General features: G+C 35.3%; 17 protein-coding genes. 2 read left to right on the forward strand and 15 right to left on the reverse strand.

The features are described from left to right. Positions 1-67: 67 nt before the first annotated feature. From QQZ16_RS00330 to QQZ16_RS00365, 8 genes are all read right to left on the reverse strand, one after another. Entirely contained in the window at positions 68-1585 is a 1518-nt protein-coding gene (locus tag QQZ16_RS00330) for a flavocytochrome c (protein ID WP_031538545.1), read from the reverse strand. Between the two features lie 220 nt (positions 1586-1805). Then, positions 1806-2231, reverse strand: a complete 426-nt coding sequence (locus tag QQZ16_RS00335) for a MaoC family dehydratase (protein ID WP_109769259.1) — start codon at positions 2229-2231, stop codon at positions 1806-1808. A gap of 169 nt (positions 2232-2400) precedes the next feature. Further along, positions 2401-3594, reverse strand: coding sequence for a PDZ domain-containing protein (locus tag QQZ16_RS00340; protein ID WP_109769263.1), 1194 nt, complete (start codon positions 3592-3594; stop codon positions 2401-2403). 232 nt (positions 3595-3826) lie between these two features. Continuing rightward, on the reverse strand, positions 3827-5842 hold the full coding sequence (tkt, locus tag QQZ16_RS00345; protein WP_109769264.1) for a transketolase: 2016 nt from the start codon (positions 5840-5842) through the stop codon (positions 3827-3829). 96 nt (positions 5843-5938) lie between these two features. Further along, on the reverse strand, positions 5939-6802 hold the full coding sequence (locus QQZ16_RS00350) for a 6-phosphofructokinase (protein WP_251629652.1): 864 nt from the start codon (positions 6800-6802) through the stop codon (positions 5939-5941). Between the two features lie 248 nt (positions 6803-7050). Beyond that, positions 7051-7497 (reverse strand): ribose 5-phosphate isomerase B, encoded by a 447-nt coding sequence (rpiB, locus tag QQZ16_RS00355; protein ID WP_031538553.1) that lies wholly within the window; start codon positions 7495-7497, stop codon positions 7051-7053. A 201-nt stretch (positions 7498-7698) separates the two neighbouring features. Continuing rightward, on the reverse strand, positions 7699-8538 hold the full coding sequence (locus QQZ16_RS00360) for an aldo/keto reductase (RefSeq protein WP_284560956.1): 840 nt from the start codon (positions 8536-8538) through the stop codon (positions 7699-7701). Continuing rightward, complete coding sequence (locus QQZ16_RS00365; protein ID WP_031538556.1) at positions 8535-9737, reverse strand: MFS transporter; 1203 nt, start codon at positions 9735-9737, stop codon at positions 8535-8537. The genes QQZ16_RS00360 and QQZ16_RS00365 overlap by 4 nt, the downstream gene beginning before the upstream one ends. A 182-nt stretch (positions 9738-9919) precedes the next feature. Between QQZ16_RS00365 and QQZ16_RS00370 the strand changes: the two genes are divergently transcribed. Continuing rightward, the gene (locus QQZ16_RS00370; protein WP_031538558.1) at positions 9920-10282 is read left to right on the forward strand and encodes a winged helix-turn-helix transcriptional regulator; all 363 of its coding nucleotides are present in this window, start codon (positions 9920-9922) and stop codon (positions 10280-10282) included. A gap of 185 nt (positions 10283-10467) precedes the next feature. Here QQZ16_RS00370 and QQZ16_RS00375 read toward each other — a convergent pair whose 3' ends face one another. After that, positions 10468-11889, reverse strand: a complete 1422-nt coding sequence (locus QQZ16_RS00375; RefSeq protein ID WP_284560957.1) for a S41 family peptidase — start codon at positions 11887-11889, stop codon at positions 10468-10470. A gap of 160 nt (positions 11890-12049) precedes the next feature. On the opposite strand from QQZ16_RS00375, the gene QQZ16_RS00380 reads away from it, so the two are divergent. Continuing rightward, positions 12050-12877, forward strand: a complete 828-nt coding sequence (locus QQZ16_RS00380) for a manganese catalase family protein (protein ID WP_284560958.1) — start codon at positions 12050-12052, stop codon at positions 12875-12877. A gap of 56 nt (positions 12878-12933) precedes the next feature. On the opposite strand, the gene QQZ16_RS00385 is transcribed toward QQZ16_RS00380, so the two are convergent. The 6 genes from QQZ16_RS00385 to QQZ16_RS00410 form a co-directional block, all read right to left on the reverse strand. Beyond that, positions 12934-15123, reverse strand: a complete 2190-nt coding sequence (locus tag QQZ16_RS00385) for a heavy metal translocating P-type ATPase (RefSeq protein WP_284560959.1) — start codon at positions 15121-15123, stop codon at positions 12934-12936. A 275-nt stretch (positions 15124-15398) separates the two neighbouring features. Then, positions 15399-15743 carry an ArsR/SmtB family transcription factor gene (locus QQZ16_RS00390; protein WP_031538566.1) on the reverse strand — a complete coding sequence of 115 codons (345 nt, stop codon included), beginning with the start codon at positions 15741-15743 and terminating at the stop codon, positions 15399-15401. Between the two features lie 251 nt (positions 15744-15994). Then, positions 15995-17359 (reverse strand): murein hydrolase activator EnvC family protein, encoded by a 1365-nt coding sequence (locus tag QQZ16_RS00395; protein ID WP_109769267.1) that lies wholly within the window; start codon positions 17357-17359, stop codon positions 15995-15997. Between the two features lie 152 nt (positions 17360-17511). Beyond that, the gene (gene ftsX, locus QQZ16_RS00400; RefSeq protein ID WP_031538570.1) at positions 17512-18405 is read right to left on the reverse strand and encodes a permease-like cell division protein FtsX; all 894 of its coding nucleotides are present in this window, start codon (positions 18403-18405) and stop codon (positions 17512-17514) included. Beyond that, positions 18395-19081, reverse strand: a complete 687-nt coding sequence (ftsE, locus tag QQZ16_RS00405) for a cell division ATP-binding protein FtsE (protein ID WP_031538572.1) — start codon at positions 19079-19081, stop codon at positions 18395-18397. The genes ftsX and ftsE overlap by 11 nt, the downstream gene beginning before the upstream one ends. 679 nt (positions 19082-19760) lie before the next feature. Continuing rightward, positions 19761-20579: a YitT family protein gene (locus QQZ16_RS00410; protein WP_284560960.1), complete on the reverse strand. Its 819-nt coding sequence runs from the start codon at positions 20577-20579 to the stop codon at positions 19761-19763. Between the last annotated feature and the right edge of the window lie 264 nt (positions 20580-20843).

Here is a 20843-nt window from a genome sequence, read left to right on the forward strand (position 1 = left end):
ATACACGATTTGAATCTTTTATCTTACCAATGTAATTTTTTTAACTTCTATTGTTTTTCAAAATAATCTATTGAGCTTTTACATAATCTGCAGACTTTACACCTGCTTGACGACCAAAGATGATAATCTCTGCAACAGAATTTCCTCCAATTCTATTCTCACCATGTAGAGCACCGGTTACTTCTCCTGCAGCAAATAATCCTGGAATAGTCTGACCCTCTTCATTAAGTACCTCTGTATTTGTATTTATTTTTACTCCACCCATTGTATAATGAATACCAGGAGCAATTTTAATAGCATAGTAAGGTGCCTTTGACAAATCATTTTCAATTCCTGTTGTTCTTCCAAAAGCTTGATCCTCTTTATTTGTAACAGCTTTATTCCAAGTATCTAATGTTACTTGCAGTTCATCTGAAGAAACATTCATTTTCTCAGCAAGCGCTTCTATTGTTTCTCCTTCTAGCACAAAGCCCATTTCCTCATATTGTTCAATTGCTTTTGCACGTGATTTTACGCCAGAATCAAACACTAAGTATGCTGATTTTTCTGGTAGTTCATTAATTGCTGCTGTTACTTTATCACGAGTATCAAGTTCATTTGTGAATCTTTTTCCTTCTACAGATACCAAGATAGCTCCTTCACCACGAACTGCTTCACCAATTAAGTAAGACTCCTCTTGTTGTACTGTTGGATGGACTTGAATTTGCTCTAAATCAACCGTCGCTCCTCCTAATTTTTCTATCATTTTAATACCATCACCAGTGCTACCAGCTTGGTTTGTAGTTACATAATCTCCTAGATCACTTCTTACTTCTTTTATCATTTCCATATTAGCGCCAAAACCACCTGTAGTGACAACCACCGCTTTTGCTGTAATTGTTTTTTCCTCTGTTTGATTGAAAAGTACGTCTACACCATTTACAATTCCATCTTTTTCAGTTATTTCCTTCACATCTGCGTTGACAAAAAGAGGTATCCCATTTTCTTGAACGTTTTTCAATAAACCATCTACAATATATTGCCCTACCGCTGATCCATCTTCAGGTCGGTGGGTACGTTTTTCATTCATCCCACCAGTAATCGTTAAATTATTCAAACGAATACCAATCGTATCTAGCCATTCAATCGCACTAGCTGAGTTATCAACAAAGAAACGTAGCATTTCCTTATCATTTGTTTCATGTCCACCCTTTAATGTTTCTTCATAAAAAAGATCATTACTATCTTCAATTCCTTGCTCTTTTTGAAACTTAGTTTCAGAAGCATTCATTCCAGAAGAAGCTTTTGTTGTATTTCCACCTGCAACAGGCATTTTTTCTAAAATAACGGGATTTAATCCTTTGGCCTTTGCTTCTAATGCAGCAGTCATCCCAGCGCCGCCAGCTCCAACAATGATAATATCATAGCTGTCTTTAAGCTCTTCATACGGTGTATAGCTTGTTTGAGAAGCTCCCGATACTGCCTCAGCTTCCTTTTCTTCATTTTCTTGTTTTTGTGTGCTATTTGTTTTTTCATTCCCACAGCCTGCAATAATAAGTACGAAAGAAAAAGCAAAAATAAAGGTTGCAATAAATTTCTTTTTCATCATTTATCCTCCAAATGATTTCATAATCTGATAATTGCGTTGATGCGTTTATCTACCAAAGTATAACATCAACTTTATAGATTGTGTAAAAGTTCACAAATTGTTAAAAATTCTTTTGTTTTTATAGTTAGCGCTTTCAACCAAAAAAACTGCCATTAAGCTCCTTTAAGACAGCTTAATGACAGCAAGACTACATTAATCAATTACTAATCCTGTTTATTCATTGTTTGATGAGTACAGATAATTCCCCTTCAAACACTTCTTCCTCTTTATCATTATACGTGCTAAGCAAAACTGTAAGAATTCCAGTAGCACTCCTATTTTGCTTTTTTTCGAGAACTTTTACAATCGTATAAAGTTCATCTCCTGGAAAAACGGCTTTCAAAAATTTAATATGATTCATTTCTGTTCCAGCTATAACATCCTCCCCATATTTCTCCTCTTCTACCCATAGTTTGAATGAAATAGCTAAAGTATGGATACCAGAAGCAATTATTCCTTTAAATCTGCCTTCCTTTGCTTTCTCTTCATTTACATGCATATATTGGGGATCAAATTCTCCTGCAAACTTTACTATCTCTTCTTTTGTAACTTTAAAGGATTTTGTTCTAAAGCTTTGTCCTATTTTAAATTCATCTAATTTCATTCTAGCCCTCTTTTCTTTTACTTATCTATAAACGGATTATAGCATCACAGATTAAATATCGCTCGTAGTTGACATATGTACACTGTAAACTATCATTCTATTCTTTATAAAAAATCGAGTAATCATGAAATAGATTACTCGATTTTTTTATTGGTTATGTGTTTATTCTTTAGACCGCTTCATTTCCATGTACTTTCTCGTCAGGAATTAATAGCAGTCCTAATTCATGATGATCCCCTTCATATAAGGCCCTTTGCACAAAACGAATTTCGCCATTTGCATCGAACACTTCTAATTTACAATGGGCTGAGTTTTTTTGTAATGCTTTATATAACTGGTTTTTATCTTGAACAGGAATACTATTAACCTTCGAAATCATTTCGCCAATTTTCAGACCCATTTTATCCGCTGGAGAATCTGGGACAATTCCTAATATTACAACACCATTATTTTTTCTAGAAAAGTAGAAGGATTTATTCTTTTCTTTGCTTTTCTGCTTCCTCGTAATCCATTCGCGACCAATAATTGCTACTAATACTAAAGCAATGGAAGCTAGTGGATACAAATAAGCTGCAGCTCCGCCTACTACCATAATAGAACCAAGAATAATAATGTTTCTTCCTACATTTCTTATGGCAATAATCGGATGTTCTCCTTGAACTTCCATTTTTGATCCAATCAAAAAAGGAACCAAGAGTAGGGAATATGTTTGATTGCCTACAGTAAACATTGGCCACCATTCAAATGGAATCGTCAGCAATCCTGAAGGAATAAATAAAAATACTGGCAAAATCCAAGCCCTCTCTAATAGATGGACACCTATTGCTTGCCCTCGTCTACTTTTCTTCAGCCGTGGCGAAGTTGCTTTCACTCCATTATTACGAACAAATATTCCCTCGGAAATAATCAATAATCCTAATAAAATTACAGCAGTTGGAAAAATATATTCAGATGAACTCAGATTATTTTTCGAAAACAAGAAATAATCCCATCCAAGGAAAAGCGAAACACTGCTAACAATTATTCCTAATCCAGCTGTGTAGACAGGAGATAACATTCTCGTTTTTCCAATTAACGCTAAAACGATTGTAATAATCCCTGTAAAAACAACAAATTCCATTGGAACTACTAAGACAAGTCCGATGGAAAAAACTGATATACAAAGTCCAATGATAATCCCCATTGGCAGTAATTGTTTCAGTTCAAAATAAGCGTTCTGTGCTCTTACTGTGAAATGTCTTCTTTCTTTTTTTACTCTAGCAACCCCTAAATAAGCAGCAAATAAAAACGATAAATAGAAAACAGGATTCAAAAATAGTTTACCAAATCCTTTTAAAAGCTCGAGCAACCAATCTTGCCACATAAAACTTCCCCCATCCTTACAATAAGCTTTCCATCTATTCATTCCTTTATTTTAAGGAATTTAATCTTTTATTATATAAATCTATTATATTCTACTAATATGGTAATAGAAAGACTATGTGGAAGAAATATTATCTCTTTTTGCTACTATTGAAGATATTTGCGCTTTATATTTCATGTTCTATAAATAAAGCCAACAACCTATATATAAAGGTCATTGGCTTATTTTAACTTTATTTTGTTTTAGCAATAGAAGATTTTACTTTTGCTACTACATTTTCTACTGTAAATCCATACTCTTGGAATAGTTTATCCGCTGGTGCTGATGCTCCGAAATGATCGATTGTGATATGCTCACCTTTAGCTCCAATGTATTCTCTCCATCCTAGAGATGCACCAGCTTCAATACCAACGCGGGCTTGAACACTTTCTGGTAATACGCTCTCTTTATACTCAGCTGATTGTTGTTCAAAACGATCCCAGCTTGGCATACTTACCACATTTACAGAAATTCCTTCTTCTGCTAATGCTGCTTGTGCTTTCATTGCAAGGGAAACTTCTGAGCCAGATGCTAAGATTAAAGCTTGTGCTGCTTCTTTACCAGTTGAAACAGTATAAGCACCTTTTTTCACGCCTTCGTATGCTTCAGCCTTTGTTAAATCTAATGTTGGCAAGTTTTGACGTGTTAATACTAGCGCTGTTGGTGTATCTGTGCTTTCTACAGCAAGTTGCCATGCAGCAGCTGTTTCTTTTGCATCTGCTGGACGAATAATAGAAAGTCCTGGCATTGCACGTAATGATGCAAGTTGTTCCACTGGCTCATGTGTTGGACCGTCTTCTCCAACTGCGATACTGTCATGTGTGAATACATAAGTAACAGGCAATTTCATTAATGCAGCTAAGCGGATTGCTGGACGTAAATAATCAGAGAATACGAAGAATGTTGCTCCGAATACTTTTACTCCACCATGTAGCGCTAAACCGTTTAATGCTGCACCCATTGCGAATTCACGTACACCAAACCAAATATTTCTGCCAGCATAACCGTCGATTGCAAAGTTTTTCTCAGCAGTCATTAATGTTTTGTTTGAACCAGCAAGGTCTGCAGATCCTCCAAAGAAAGAAGGTACAGCACTTGCGATTGCTTGAATTGTTTTGCCAGAAGAATCTCTTGTTGCCATAGAATCGCCTGCATTAAATTCAGGTAATCTCTCTTGTAAATCAGCAGGCAGCTCACCTTTAATTGCTGTATCTAGTTGTGTTGCTAACTCTGGATATGCTGCTTTATAGCCTTCATATAATTCATTCCAAGCTTTTTCTTTTTCTGCTCCCTCTTGCGCTAATGATGCATAATGCTCAGAAACTTCTGCTGGAACATGGAATGCTTCTTCGTAAGACCAACCATATGTTTGTTTAGCTAATTGTGTTTCAGATGCTCCTAGTGGTGCACCATGTGACGCAGATTTTCCACCTTTATTTGGGGAACCATAACCAATTACTGTTTTTACTTCGATTAATGTTGGTACATCTGATTTTTTCGCTTGTGCAATAGCTGCTTGTATTTCTGTTAAGTCATTGCCATCTTCTACACGAATTACTTCCCATCCATATGCTTCAAAACGTTTTTGAACACTTTCTGAGAATGAAAGATGTAAATCACCATCTAAAGAAATATCATTTGAATCATATAATACTACTAATCTTCCTAGTTTTAAGTGCCCTGCAAGAGATGCTGCTTCTGCAGATACACCTTCCATTAAATCACCATCACCACAAATGCTATACGTATAATGGTCAACAACTGGATAATTATCTTTGTTATATGTTTCTGCTAAATGTCTCTCTGCCATTGCCATCCCAACTGCCATTGCGATACCTTGTCCTAGTGGACCAGTAGTAGCTTCCACACCTGGTGTATGTCCAAATTCTGGATGCCCTGGAGTTTTGCTTCCCCATTGACGGAAGTTCTTTAAGTCATCAACTGTTACTCCATAATTAAATAAATGTAACAAGCTATAAAGAAGCATAGAACCATGTCCTGCTGATAAAACAAAACGATCACGGTTGAACCAGTTAGGATTAGCTGGATTATGATTCATTTCCTTTGCCCATAGTGTATATGCCATAGGTGCTGCACCCATTGGCATTCCTGGGTGACCTGAATTTGATTTTTCAATTGCATCAATTGATAATGTACGAATCGTATTTACTGCTAATTGCTCAATGTTTGTTTTTACTTGATTACTCATTTTCCTCATCCTTTTTTGATTTTTATTTAATGCTAAACACAAACATAATGATGTGCTAATTTTCTTATGAAGTCATAGCTTTATTTAGCTTAGCCTTTATTTAAATTGAATTCCATCTTTATGAACGACAAGCTCACCTGTCAAACAATTATTATTTGTCCATCGCAATACTTCATCCGCTAATTCGTTTGCAAGGATTCGATCAATAGCTGTCGGATTTGTTCCCATACAAAGTGCTTCATTAATTTCTGTATATTTCCAATCTACATCAAGCTTGCTAATTACAGAATCTTGGACAACTGCTTGCAAAGACTCGCTATATATTAAGACACTTGACGTTTTTGTATATGTATAGCTCTTTGTTATGGTTTCACATAAAGCGGCAATTTCCTCTTTCTCATAATCAACTGCTAAATAGTTTCCATCTACAGCAAGAGAAATATCCTGCAGCATGTTAGTCGAAGGATTTCCCTCTATTGAAAAACCAAATAATCTTGGTTTGTCATATTTTAGAGATTGAATGGTATCCTGAACCTTTAACACATTTTGAGTAATACTATTAAGCGCAGTATCATACCCTAAAGTCCAATCATTTCCTCGAATATTATTGTAAATGGAAACTGGCACAAATAATGTCCGAATCGTTTCTTTCTTTGCAATAGAAGCTTGCCATAATTCTTTTGCAACTGCATCCCCCATTACAACTGTCATATCCATCGGAGCAAATGCCTCTTCCCACTGATACTCTGACGGTGTAGCGCTTACCTTTAAGATAGAATGGCTTAAATATGGTGCATCACTAATTTCTTTTACTTCTGTATAAGTGATTTCACCGGACTCTCTGTCTATTTCAAGTCCAAAAAGTTGATGCGCAGGAGATAAATTTTCATATAAACGATGTAGAATTTGTTTTACCCCCGAAGGCAAACAACCTAAGACAATCACTCCAACCTTCAACACCTTACCCCCTAACTATTATCGAGCTGTAACTAAAAATGGTCATAATAAAAAATATACAGAAAAGTGCACATGCTATTGGAAGAAAAAGTATTTTTTTACCTTATCTTCTTTATGATATATTTTTCCAAACCCATTATACCATACAACTTCCCAAGAATAAACCATACATATTTAGTATAACCTATTAATGGTACGTACAAGTTATAATATGTTTCATTTAAGATTTTTGATGTTAATTAGTCCTACTATTAACAATAATATGATTCTATTTCTTTGATTCCATTGATTCTATTAGCATGTCTGCCACCTAGAAATTCTGCATTTAACCATGTATCAACAATTAAGCATGCCAATCCTTCACCTGTAACTCTTTCACCCAAACAAAGGATATTACTATCATTATGTTCTCTTGTGGCTTTAGCAGAGAACACGTCACCAACTACCGCTGCCCGTATTCCAGTGATTTTATTGGCAGCTATACTCATGCCAATTCCTGTTCCGCAACACAAAATGCCTAATTGATTATCTCCATTTATAATGGATTCCCCAACAAGCTTTGCGTAATCTGGAAAATCAACACTTTCCCTACTATGACAACCAAAGTCTATTACTTCTTCATTAGATTTAAGTAGATGTGCTTTTATTGCTTCCTTTAGCTGATATCCGCCATGATCACTAGCTATTGCTATTTTCATAAGCTCATCCTTCCTAGTTAAGATGCTTCTTTTTCAGATGTATTCTAACATAAAAGCAAGGATTTGTATTCGGTTTCACGTGAAATTTATAATTTTTTTATATTTCGAATTACTTATTACCTTCCTTAATTGTTAAAAAAGGAAAAAGGAATGAAGTCCTTTCTCCATTCCCTTTCTTTTGCAATAAGATAAAAGCCTTGATTAAAAATCAAAATTATCAGGATCTGGACCAACACGTTGATCCAAGTTTAATGCATCGATTTTAGCCATTTCTTCTTTTGTTAATATAAAATCAAAAACATTTCCATTTTCGATAATACGATGTTCTTTCACAGATTTTGGAATAGTGACAATTCCATTTTGCAGATCCCATCGAATGATAATTTGAGCAACTGATTTTTGATATTTTGATGCTATTTCCACTAATTCAGGTTGATCTAATAGTTGTCCTTGCATCAATGGAGACCATGCTTCCACTTGAATGCTTTTCTCCTGACAATATGCTATTAGTTCTTTTTGTGTTAGTCTTGGATGCAATTCTATCTGATTAATCATTGGTTGTATCTCTGCATCTTTCATTAACTCTTCCAAATGATGGATTTGAAAATTACTTACACCAATTGTTCTTACTTTTCCTTCTTTATATAATGTTTCTAAAGCTCTCCATGCTTCTTTATACTTTCCTTCTTTTGGCCAATGAATAAGATATAAATCTAAATACTCCAGTCCTAATTTATTTAGACTTGTTTCATACGCTTTTATTGTTTCTTCATATCCTAAATCTTCTGTCCATACTTTTGAAGTAATAAACAAATCTTCTCTTGTAATTCCTGTTTCTTGCATTCCTTTTTTAATCCCTTCACCAACACCTGCTTCATTCTCATAAATAGCTGCTGTATCAATGCTACGATAACCATTTCTAATAGCAGAGCTTACAGCATCTACCAGCTCTTGACCTTCTTCCACCTTGAATACACCTAACCCTAACCAAGGCATCTTTATTCCGTTTAATAAGTTAACAGTATCTTGTAAGTTTTTCATCGTGGTAAAACTCCTTTATCTAATGAATTTTTTTCTAAAACCAAACTAAAGCCTGTCAAAAATATTGCCGCTACAACCATTATTCCCCCAACCCATGAAGTATGAATTAATCCGAGCGAATTCGTTACGATTCCTCCTAAATAAGAGCCAATTGCTATTCCAGCATTGAAGGCAGCAATATTGACAGCAGAAGCAACATCTACTGCACTTGGCACATATCGTTCTGCTAATATAACGACATAAACCTGTAATCCTGGTACATTCATAAATGCCAATAATCCCATAAATAGAATACTTATTAAGCCAATGACCTTAAATGGAAGTGTAAAGGAAAGAATAAATAGAACAATTGCTTGAATGATAAACATATAAAATAAAGCTTGAAGCGGATTTTTATTAGATAGTTTACCACCGATCATATTGCCTATTGCAATGGCAACACCATATAATAGCAAAATGCCTGCCACTGTATTTTGTTTAAAACCAGTTACTTCATGTAATAATGGCGAAAGATAAGTGAAAACTACGAAAGTTCCCCCATAACCTAAAGCTGTAATGAAAAATAGCATTAAGAGACGCCCATTTGTGACTAAACGCAATTGATCCTTTAGTGTCGCCCGTCCTCCTTTTGATAAATTACCTGGAACGAGAACACTATTTCCGATAAAGGCGATAATACCAATAATAACAATTGTAATAAATGCCAATCTCCATCCAAAATGTTGTCCAATGAACGTTCCAAATGGAACCCCGGTTACTGTTGCAACGGTTAATCCGGAAAACATAATAGAGATAGCACTAGCTCTTTTTTCTTTTGCAACTAAATCTGCTGCTATTGTTGACCCAATCGACATAAAAATTCCGTGGGCAAAAGCCGATATGATGCGGGCAATAAGTAAAATCGTAATATTTGGTGCAATAGCAGCCAAACTATTTCCAATAATAAATACAATCATAATCCACAATAAAAGTGATTTTCGTGAAATATTAGATGTAATAGCTGTTAAAACTGGTGCACCTATTGTGACACCTAAGGCATATATGGAAACCGTTAATCCAGCTGTCGTAATGCCTACGTGAAAATCTTCCGCGATTAATGGGAGTAAACCGACACTTATAAACTCAGTTGTCCCAATTGCAAAGGCACTAATAGCCAATGCAACTAAGGCAAGCGTATTATTTCTTTGCTTCAATTCTATTTCCTCCTAATAAATATATCGTTATCCACTAGTGGTTAGCTTTTTAGTAGTCTTGCATTTTAACCGGCAAGTGTTATTATGAATCATATAAGACAAATAGAAAAGTACGCACCTTTTTGTAATATAGGAACCAATAAGTATGATAGGAACAAAAAAGTACCTGTAAAAGAAGGAGTATTAGGATGGATAATAAAAAATACAATATATCAGTAGAAGCAACTTTAGAAGTAATCGGCGGTAAATGGAAGTGTGTAATTTTATGTCATCTTACACATGGTAAAAAAAGAACGAGCGAGTTAAAACGATTAATGCCAAATATTACACAAAAAATGCTAACACAACAATTAAGAGAATTAGAAGAAGATGGAGTAATCAACCGAATCATCTATCAACAAATCCCACCAAAAGTAGAATATGAATTAAGTGATTACGGAAGAAGTCTTGAGCCCATTTTAAATGCCCTTTGCGCTTGGGGAGATACACATATTACCAAAATTTACGGGGATAAAAGTTTAGTGTTAGAAGATAGTGTGTTAAATCAATAGCCGCATAAATAATCTCCTGCAAATAATTATGCAGGAGATTATTTATGCGGCTGTTTCTATGACATTGTTGTTTTTTTCAATAAGATTAATGAAAGGAGACTTTGTTCTCCCATATAAAGCGAGTCTATTCAGGCAGTTGATCTTAGCAATAAACTATATGAAAAATAGTTTATTTAAATAATTATTTAATGCACGATATATCTTATCGCTGTTTGCAGCTGGATATCATTTTCATCTTTCAGTTTTTCTTGTCTTACTGATTCCTCCATCTTGGCTGCCGTTTTTTTATCGATAATACCTGTTACCTCTAATGTATTTTTTTCTTGAAATGCTCGGACAGCAATCTCTGTTTGAGGACTATAATAGCCATCCTGCCTATCTGTTGTAAATCCCAAGCTTGTTAATATTTCTTGTGCATATTTTACTTGTTCATCATTATCTTCCATCTTTAAATTGGCTACAATCTGAAGAGGATGGGTATGATACAAATCAGATTGCTTTACTTCAATAGTAGGCTTTATTCCTTGTTTATGAATCCAATTCCCATCAGGAGTGAGCCATTTAGAGACAGTTAATTTGATTTCACTACCATCATCCATTAAGATTGGCTGTTGGACCGTTCCTTTTCCAAAAGAATTTTCGCCAATTAGGGGATAATCTGCTCCTTCTTTTAATGCAGCAGCTAAAATTTCTGATGCAGAGGCGCTTCCATTATCAATCAACACGACAACTGGATATTCTTTTTCCTTTGATAAATCGGAATAAAACTGTTCACGGTCGCCATTTCGATTCTCTATTTGTACATATGGTTTACTGTCTGTTAAAAATTGCTCCACTATTGCATTTACACTAGTAAGTAAACCACCTGGATTACCGCGGACATCCAAGATAAGACCAGCTATTCCTTTTTTCTCTAAACTACTCAGCGCCTTTTCAAACTCAATTGCAGTATCTTTAGAAAAAGAAGTAATTTCAATATAGCCTATCTTTTCTCCTCCATCTTTTTTGATATCCGAATAAACAGTAATTTGAGGAACTTCATCCCGCACAATCTTTACCTTTAACGGCTTATCTACTGTTGTTCGTTTAATCTCTAGCTCTACCTTTGTCCCTTTTTCTCCTTTAATCTTGCCAATGACATCATTTAAATCCTTCCCCTCAACGGTTTCTCCATCCACAGAAATAATTTGATCCTGTGGTTTGATACCCGCCTTCTCTGCTGGTGAACCTTTAATTGGCGAAACAATGATCATTTTATCATCTTCTATACTAATTTCTGCACCAATTCCTTCAAATGACGAATCTAGCGCCTGTTCAAATTGTTTGGCAGCCTCTTGATCCATATAAACAGAATATGGATCCTCTAATGTAGCTAGCATCCCTCTGATTGCTCCGTCTTCCAATTTCTGCTTGTCTACATTTTCCACATAGTTTTGAAGGATTAGCTGATAGGCTTTATCTAATTTATATAGAGAGTTCGTCTCCATTGTATGATCAGTTGCATGCTTTTCCTGTTTTTTTTCGAAAATGGTTATTCCCATATATGTCATTCCTGACCCCGCTAATAAGGATCCTGCCATGTAAACAGCCAGCCATTTTTGTTTCATTCCAACCGTCCCTTCTTTCGCACACGATGTGTTTTATCCTGTTTCCATGTATATGATAAGCTGGGACAACTTATGAATAAATCTACCTTTTATCCATTGGACACGAACCTAATACAGGCATAGGCATAGTATATAAAGTATTTTATGAGGAGGGGAAAGAATGTTTTATCATATTAAAGAACTAGCTTACCAAGCAAAACCCGAAAAGCCAGATCCTGTGTTTGCTAAAAAATTGCAAGAACTAATCGGTGGACAATTCGGGGAAATGTCGGTAATGAATCAATACTTATTCCAGGCTTGGGGTACAAGAAAACATGATAAGTATCGTGACTTATTATTAGATACAGGAACAGAGGAAATTGGCCATATTGAATTATTGGCAACAATGGTTGCAAGATTACTAGATGATGCTCCAGTAACGGAACTAGAAACAGCTGCTGCAAGCAACCCTGCAATGGCCGCCATTATTGGCGGAATGAACCCACAGCATGCCATTGTCTCAGGACTTGGAGCAATGCCAAAGGATAGTGTGGGAGTTCCTTGGACTGCAGGATATATTGCTGCAAGCGGCAACTTGTTAGCTGATATGCGGGCAAATTTAAATGCAGAATCCCAAGGTCGACTTCAAGCAGTCCGTTTATTTGAACAAACGGACGATAGAGGCATTAAAGATATGCTATCCTTTTTAATCGCCCGTGATACGATGCATCAAAACCAATGGCTTGCTGCTATTTATGAACTAGAACAACAAGAAGGGGTAGTTGTACCAAGCACTTTCCCTAGACATTTAGAAAAAACAGAAGTATCCTATCTATTCCTAAATCATTCAATGGGAGACGAAAGCAGTAAAGGTAGATGGGCATCTGGACCGAGCATGGATGGCATGGGAACTTTCCAATATGTAAGAGATGTACCTCCATTTGGTCCTGCTCCAAAATTAAAGCCAGCCCCTCCAGCTGAGCATGATACTCCCCCAGATGTTAAATAAGTTTTATTTTAAACAAAACGGTGCAAAGGGAAAAGACCCCTTGCACCGTTTTTCTTCTATAACCCTTTTACCCGCAATACCCGCATTGCATTTAGAACTGCTAATACAGTAACACCTACATCTGAAAAAACAGCTTCCCACATTGTCGCAATTCCAAAAGCTCCTAGCAGTAAAAAGATTGCTTTTATTCCTAAAGCAAAAATAATATTCTGCCAAACAATTCGTCTTGTACGTTTCGCAATAGATAGAGCTGTCGCTATTTTTGAAGGCTCATCTGTCATAATTACAATATCAGCTGCTTCAATCGCTGCATCTGCTCCTAATCCACCCATCGCCATTCCAACATCGGCTCTTGCTAAAACAGGCGTATCATTAATCCCATCTCCAACAAATAGAATCTTCTCTTTTACCTGTTTTCGTTCATCTAGTTTTTCGATTTCCTCTACTTTATTCTGTGGTAATAGCTCGGCATGTACTTCATCTATTTGCAGAAGAGCACCAATTTTATCGCCAACCTTTTTTGCATCACCAGTTAGCATTACCGTTTTCTTAATACCTTGTTCTTTTAATAGCTGAATCGCTTTCTTGGCATCATCTTTTATTTGATCTGAAATAACGATAGAACCGATAAATTCTTGATTCACCGCTATATAAATGACTGTGCCAATTTCTTTGTTTTGTACGTATTCTATGTTTTCCTTTACCATCAATTTTTGATTCCCAGCCAACACTACTCTATCGTCAAGCTTCACACTAATTCCATGTCCAGATATTTCCTGATATTCACTGATACGTTCTTCTAATATATTCCCAGGAAAAGCATTTCTGATGGAATCTGCAATAGGATGATTAGAATGCATTTCTGCATATGCAGCATATTCAAGAACTTCCTCTTCAGAAAATCCAGAAACAGTATGGATGGAATCCACTTCAAATACTCCTCTGGTCAAAGTCCCTGTTTTATCAAAAACAACATATTTAACAGCATTTAAAGCTTCTAAATAATTGCTTCCTTTAACTAATATCCCTTTTTTCGAGGCGGCACCTATCCCGCCAAAGAAACCTAAAGGAATGGAAACAACAAGTGCACACGGACAGGAAATAACAAGGAATACAAGGGCTCTATATAGCCAATCGGAGAATGTTGCACCACTTATTATTAGTGGTGGCAAGATAGCTAATAAGGCCGCAATTATTACTACTACAGGTGTATAGTATCTTGCAAATTTGGTAATAAAATTTTCGGTAGGAGCCTTTTTATTGCTGGCATTTTGGACAAGCTCTAATATTTTCGTTACAGTAGATTCTCCAAAATCTTTTGTTACTTCTATTGTTAATACACCATGATTATTAATGAATCCCGAGAGTACTACATTGCCAATTTCGATATCACGAGGAATAGATTCTCCCGTTAATGCTGATGTATCAACAGTGGAGCTACCTTCTATTACTCGCCCATCAAGAGGGATTTTTTCTCCAGGTTTTACGAAAATTATATCTCCTATTTTCACTTGCTCAGGACTTATTTTTTTATATCGGTCTCCAACCTTCACATTTGCATAGTCAGGGCGAATATCCATTAAACTTGTAATGGATTTTCTAGAACGATTCACTGCTATCCCTTGAAATAGTTCCCCTATTTGATAAAAGAGCATAACCGCTACGCCCTCAGGGTATTCTTGAATCGCAAATGCTCCCAATGTAGCAATCGCCATAAGAAAGTGCTCATCAAATACTTGCCCGCGTAAAATATTTTTTATGGCTCGATATAAAATGTCTCCTCCGACAATTAAATATGCCACAAAGAAAAAGGAAAACTCTGCTATTCCAGTCAAAGGAGAAAAGAAGCCAGCTACTGCAACAATTGTTCCAGCTATTAATCTACCAACTAATCTCTTTGTATTTTCCGCTCCATGATCATGTGAATGGCTATGTGTTCCATGAGCCTGTTCATGGTGATGTCCATTCCCATGATTATGCGAGGTGGAAGCTGTCATTTTATTGCCTTTCTCCACCAACTTTACATGTGGCTCTAGTCTTGAAATTGTTTTTTGTGCTTTTGCTAAAATGCTGTCTCGTTCTTCTTCCTTTAACTGTAGAATTAATGTTTGTGTTGCAAAATTAACATTGCATTCACTCACACCATTAATGGAGGCAATTCCATTTTCAATTTTCATCGCACAATGAGCACAATCCAAGCCTTCCAATGTAAATTCTTTTTTTAGTAACTGCTTCTCTTCCTCCATCTTATCCCTTCTTTCCTTTCATTCATCTATTAACCAATGGATTATTCACTCATCTTCAATATATGAACAATTATTCATATACTCATATTATTATTATATGAATAACGCAATAAAAGTGTCAATCCATATTCTGATTTTTATGTTAAAAAGAAGAAACAGATATCATAGATACCCGTTTCTTCTAGTATGCTTTATTATTATTTAAATATCCTTATTCCTTTTAAAGACTATCGATTGAATTCATAAAAATCACTTTAAACTACATTACATGCAAATTAATGATGTCTTGCGTGATCAATCATTTGTTTTAATACGCCCATTACATGTTCATCATCACAAGAATAAATCATTGTTGTACCTTCTCGCTTATATTTTACTAATCGTAAATTTTTTAAAAACCGAAGTTGATGGGAAACAGTGGATTGGAGCATATTCAAACTTTCGGCAATTTCATTTACGGAATGCTGTTTTTTTGATAATAAATGAAGAATTTTTATCCTTGTAGGGTCAGAAAGTGCTTTAAACGTTTGAGAAACAATAAACAGTGTTTCTTCATCCAACTCTAGCTTATTTTGATCGATTGGATCTATTGATTCCTTTTTATCATTCAATTCGCTCATCTATATTCTTACCCCTTTATTATTACAGAACTTTGCTCCCATTATAGCATACAAATTATTACTTTCTGTAGCAACTCGATTTTCCGCTTATCGCCACTCTGAATAAAAAAAAATAATGGCGCTCCATTTAAAATGAGCGCCATCATAAACTTGAGTTTAGGAGAAATAGGAAAGTCTTCCACTCGAAGATGATATATCTTATTTCATGTTTAATTCTCCATATTTCGGATAAACTATTACTACCATATTTTTTACAATGGAACAATCCCAATTGGATTAATAGCATTTGATTTTGCTGGATTCCATGGACCTTTATGCAATTCGAAATGCAAATGCTGACCAGTAGAATCACCAGTATTACCCATTGTACCGATACGCTGTCCTTTTGAAACAGTATCTCCAGCGTTTACAAGACGGCTACCCTTTCTCATATGAGCATAGACTGTTGTATATTCCTGTCCGTCAATGTAATGACTAATAAAAATAACTTGTCCATAACTATCTGAAGGATAAGAACTAATGACAACACCATCTGCAGCAGCATAAATAGGTACCGTACCTGTAGCCGCTATATCAACACCAGCATGGAAAGTACCCCAACGTTGTCCAAGACCTGAAGATAAATAGCCTGCTCCTGCTGGGCGAGTGAAATTGCCAGATGATACAGAAGTAGATGGCTTAGAAACACTTTGGGAAGTATTTCCGCTTGATGAGCTAGTTGAAGTTGCTGTTTTCGAACTAGATGATTTAGAGCTTGAAGCTTTTTGTGCAGCTGTTCTTTCAGCAGCAGCCTTGGCTTCTGCTGCTTTTCTTGCTAATTCAGCTTGTCTTTCCTTTTCTAATTGTATCGCTTTTTCCATTGCTACTTCTTGATCTTTTAGCAGCTGTTCTTCTTCTTCTAAGGAAAGCATTTCTGCCTGAACATGATTTTCCTCTTCGTTCAATTGAGCCATTAATGTATCTTTTTCTTTTTTCTCAGAATTCAGCTTAGAATTTAACGTTTCTAGGTCATCAAGCATTGTTTCAAGGGAATTTAATTTCGACTTTAGATCTGCTTGTGATTGTTCCAATAACTTTTTATCCGCCTCTTGCTCTTTAATTATTGATTGATCGGCTTCTACAATTGTTGCTACAGCCCCAACTCTATCAATAAAATCACTAAAACTTTGTGACCCCATTAACACATCCAGATAATTAACCATCCCACCTGTTTGCTGATAAGATCTTGCACGTTCCTTCAATAATTCATTTCGTTTTTCAATTCTTGCTGTCACTTCTTTAATTTGCTTCTCTAATTTTTCCACTTCTTCTTTTGTAGTAGAAATTTGTTCCTTTTTCTCGGTAATTTTCACTTGTGTACTTGAAATAGAGGTATTTAATCTTTGAATCTCTGTTTCTACTGATTCTTGTTCTGAATGGATATCACTTAATTTATTACTAGAATCATTTAATTTTGATTTTACGTCATTTTGCTTATTCTCAATATTACTTTTTTCCTCATTCAGCTCATTAAGTGAAGTTTGAGCATATGCAGGTGATGTAGTGGCAGTATATGCGACGATACTGCTTATGCTTAATGCAGATACAAGTGTTAATTTTGCTACTTTCTTTTTCATCTAGTTAAGCTCCCTTCCCCGTATACCAATATGTAAACTTGGTAAATTTGTTGCTTTCTCTCTGTTTTTTCCAAATAGAATAGCTTGAAGCACTCTAATTCCCGTTCTCCAAGCTATTGACCATAAGACTAATTTTATTATCAACGACAAACTTACACTTTTAAAAACTTGCGAATACTCATTACAGAACCCCAAATTCCAATAATTGCTCCCATTAGAAGTAGTATTCCACCAACTTGGTATACAAATGGAGAGAAATCTAAAATTTCCAAATAGCTTCCTGCTAGTTTCTCAACTAAATACTGATACGCATAATAATAAATTGCGCTAACTGCTGCTATTGGAATGATGGCGCCGATTATCCCCAGCCACATACCTTCTAGGAAAAATGGCCAACGGATAAACCAGTTAGTTGCACCTACTAAACGCATGATTTCAATTTCTTTTCTTCTTGCTACAATCGTAATTTTAATCGTATTGGAGATAAGGAACATTGCTGTAAATAGCAATCCAATAATTAGTACGATTCCTACATTCCTACTCATGTCAATCGCACTAAAAAGTTTTTCAACGGTTCCTTGTCCATACCTTACCTTCGCAGCATGTTCAAACTTCTCAATCTTATCTACTACAGCTAGTGTATCTTGTGGATCCTTCGTCTTGACAACAAAGACATCATTTAATGGGTTATCCTGTTCGAATAGTTTAAATGCATCTCCATCTTCCCCAAGACTACTAATTAAATTATCTAATTCTTCCCCTTTAGGAGAAAATGTAACACTACCTACTTCTGGTATAGCCTTTATTTCCTCTTCTAAGGTATTTCGTTCTTCTTCTGTTGCTGCTACATCAATATGAACCCTAATTTCAACATTTTCCTCTATGGAAGTCGCCAAATGATTTAAATTCATCATAATGATGAAAAATACACCAACAAGAATCAATGTGATTGTTACCGCACTGACAGAGGCAAATGTCATCCAACCGTTACGAAGAAGGCTTTTGAAACTTTCTCTTGTATGTCTAGCTACTGTTCTAGCCTTCATATCCGTATTCACCTCTCGTTTCATCACGTACAATTCTGCCGCCTTCAATAGCAATAACACGATGCTTAATCGTATTTACGATTTCACGATTATGTGTAGCCATTACAATTGTTGTACCTCTATTATTTATTGTTTCAAAAATATTCATAATTTCCCATGAAGTCTCAGGATCTAAATTCCCTGTTGGTTCATCAGCAATCACTAATTTCGGGGAATTTACAATGGAACGTGCAAGCGACACACGTTGTTGCTCTCCACCAGATAATTCTGTTGGAAGCATCTTTGCTTTATGCTTTAGTCCGACTAATTCTAAAGTCTCCATAACTTTTTTCTTTATATATTTAGGATTTTCTTCAATAACCTCTAATGCAAAGGCAACATTTTCAAAAACAGTTAGTGTAGGAAGAAGCTTAAAATCCTGAAAGACAACTCCCATGTTTCTTCTTAATAATGGAACTTTTTTGTCTCTTAATTTTTCTAAATTGATTCCGTTAATTCGAATACTTCCTTTTGTAGGCTTTTCCTCACGATACATCATTTTAATAAAGGTTGATTTACCTGCACCACTTGGACCTACAACATAGACAAATTCACCTTGATTTATCCTAACATTTATCCCATTAGCGGCTATTACACCGTTAGCATACTTCTTCATTACATTCTTCATTTCTATCATCTATTATCACACCTGAGTAATTTTTTGTATGGATTATGGAAAAAGCGAAGAGGCAGTTTGAAAACATAAACGAATCACAGAAGTGTATTTGGAAGTGATGTGGTTCATGAATTTATCCTCTGGTAATAAGCTTAGTTTTCCCTAAAACTATTCCTTCTATTTTCCATATGATTCAAAAACCAAAATTCGACAACTTTCAACCGACTAAAAGTGACAACTGTCATTTTGCACAGCCTGTCCCTTAACTTACTTAAGCTATTATATCATCATAATCCGTCAAATTAACGTAAAAAATTATTACATTTTCTTTTCAATAATGACATAAAGTACTATTGATTTCATTTCACATCCGCATATTCTATTATTATAGTACTACAAATCGACCCAATTCCCCTTTTTTTTCTTCATTTTTTATGATAAATAGTATTATATACCTAATATTAGAAAATATTATTGGAATTATTTACATATTCAAATGTTTTTTTGATTAGACACAAAATATCCACAAAACTTAGAGGGTTATTCAAACAGAAATTTCGACAAATTCATTAATAAGAATTTTATAAAAGTCTTCCTCTTTCCATCCAAATAAAAAAGAGAATATCTGTTTTTCGTCTTGATTCATTATAAAAATAAATGAATCAACACTAAACAAATATTCTCTCTCAGCACAAACAGCTTATTTAAATCCTCTTCCTAATACCTCTGAAGCGTCTGTCACAACAACGAAAGCCGTTTCGTCAATGGATTTCACTAATTGCTTGAGCTTCATAAATTGCGATTGGTCTACCACACACATTAAAATTGGTCTTTCTGAATCTGTATAACCACCATGTGCCGTTAGTCTAGTTACACCACGATCAATTTTATTTAAAATTCCTTCCCTTACTTCATCTTGCTTATCTGTAATAATTAGCGCCATTTTTGAGCTGCCAAAACCTACTTGGACAAGATCAATCGTTTTGCTTGTTACAAATAATGCAATCAATGCATATAAACCCTGTTCTATACTAAACACGATTGAAGCTGTTATTACGATAACCCCATCAATTAGTGCTACACATTTTCCTAATGAAATACCTGTATATTTGTTTATTATCTGTGCGGCTAAATCGGTACCTCCTGTGGATGCTTTTCCTCTAAAGACAATTCCTATTCCAAGACCAATTCCTATCCCGCCATAGAGAGCCGCTAATAATGGTTCATTTGTCCATGGATCCAATCCTCTTGAAAGATAAACAACAAATGGTAAAAACACTGTCCCTACCAACGTTTTCGCCCCAAAGTTTTTCCCTAATAATAGGACGCCTAGAATAAATAATGGAATATTAAATGCCCATTGCACATAAGCAGGTTCCCACTGAAACACAGACTTAGTAATGGTGCTTATCCCACTTACTCCACCAGAAGCAATATTATTAGGCAGTAAAAACAAATTAAAGGATAAAGCGACAATTGCCGACCCTAGTAGCACGTATATATATTCGCGCAGCTTCATTCTTTACACCCCTGTTTTCTTGTCAGTTTCTGTCACATTCCATTGGCGTTCTTATTCGACAATCACTTTTTATTATGCAATAATCGCAAAAAGCGTAATCAAAAATATGACATCATTTTCATGTTTCAGCAAATTTTTTATAGAAAAAACCAAAATGAAATAGAGGGATAGATTAGCTTTCCCTCCCATTTTTGACATGAATAAATAATTCCATAAAAAACGAACTGATTCTTCCCAAGCAGAGAGTATATCATCTTATTTTTG

The sequence above is a fragment of the Bacillus sp. T2.9-1 genome, assembly GCF_950097965.1.
Classification (GTDB): Bacteria; Bacillota; Bacilli; order Bacillales; family Cytobacillaceae; genus Niallia; species Niallia hominis.

Coding starts and splice junctions, on each gene's coding strand:
- QQZ16_RS00340 (WP_109769263.1), bottom strand. CDS start 3,594: ATGTGGCAAGATTGGTTGCTCGAGCTTTTAAAAGGATTTGGTAAACTA.
- QQZ16_RS00390 (WP_031538566.1), bottom strand. CDS start 15,743: ATGAGCGAATTGAATGATAAAAAGGAATCAATAGATCCAATCGATCAA.
- QQZ16_RS00360 (WP_284560956.1), bottom strand. CDS start 8,538: ATGAAAAACTTACAAGATACTGTTAACTTATTAAACGGAATAAAGATG.
- QQZ16_RS00370 (WP_031538558.1), top strand. CDS start 9,920: ATGGATAATAAAAAATACAATATATCAGTAGAAGCAACTTTAGAAGTA.
- QQZ16_RS00380 (WP_284560958.1), top strand. CDS start 12,050: ATGTTTTATCATATTAAAGAACTAGCTTACCAAGCAAAACCCGAAAAG.
- ftsE (WP_031538572.1), bottom strand. CDS start 19,081: ATGATAGAAATGAAGAATGTAATGAAGAAGTATGCTAACGGTGTAATA.
- QQZ16_RS00375 (WP_284560957.1), bottom strand. CDS start 11,889: ATGAAACAAAAATGGCTGGCTGTTTACATGGCAGGATCCTTATTAGCG.
- QQZ16_RS00410 (WP_284560960.1), bottom strand. CDS start 20,579: ATGAAGCTGCGCGAATATATATACGTGCTACTAGGGTCGGCAATTGTC.
- QQZ16_RS00335 (WP_109769259.1), bottom strand. CDS start 2,231: ATGAAATTAGATGAATTTAAAATAGGACAAAGCTTTAGAACAAAATCC.
- tkt (WP_109769264.1), bottom strand. CDS start 5,842: ATGAGTAATCAAGTAAAAACAAACATTGAGCAATTAGCAGTAAATACG.
- ftsX (WP_031538570.1), bottom strand. CDS start 18,405: ATGAAGGCTAGAACAGTAGCTAGACATACAAGAGAAAGTTTCAAAAGC.
- QQZ16_RS00385 (WP_284560959.1), bottom strand. CDS start 15,123: ATGGAGGAAGAGAAGCAGTTACTAAAAAAAGAATTTACATTGGAAGGC.
- QQZ16_RS00330 (WP_031538545.1), bottom strand. CDS start 1,585: ATGAAAAAGAAATTTATTGCAACCTTTATTTTTGCTTTTTCTTTCGTA.
- rpiB (WP_031538553.1), bottom strand. CDS start 7,497: ATGAAAATAGCAATAGCTAGTGATCATGGCGGATATCAGCTAAAGGAA.
- QQZ16_RS00395 (WP_109769267.1), bottom strand. CDS start 17,359: ATGAAAAAGAAAGTAGCAAAATTAACACTTGTATCTGCATTAAGCATA.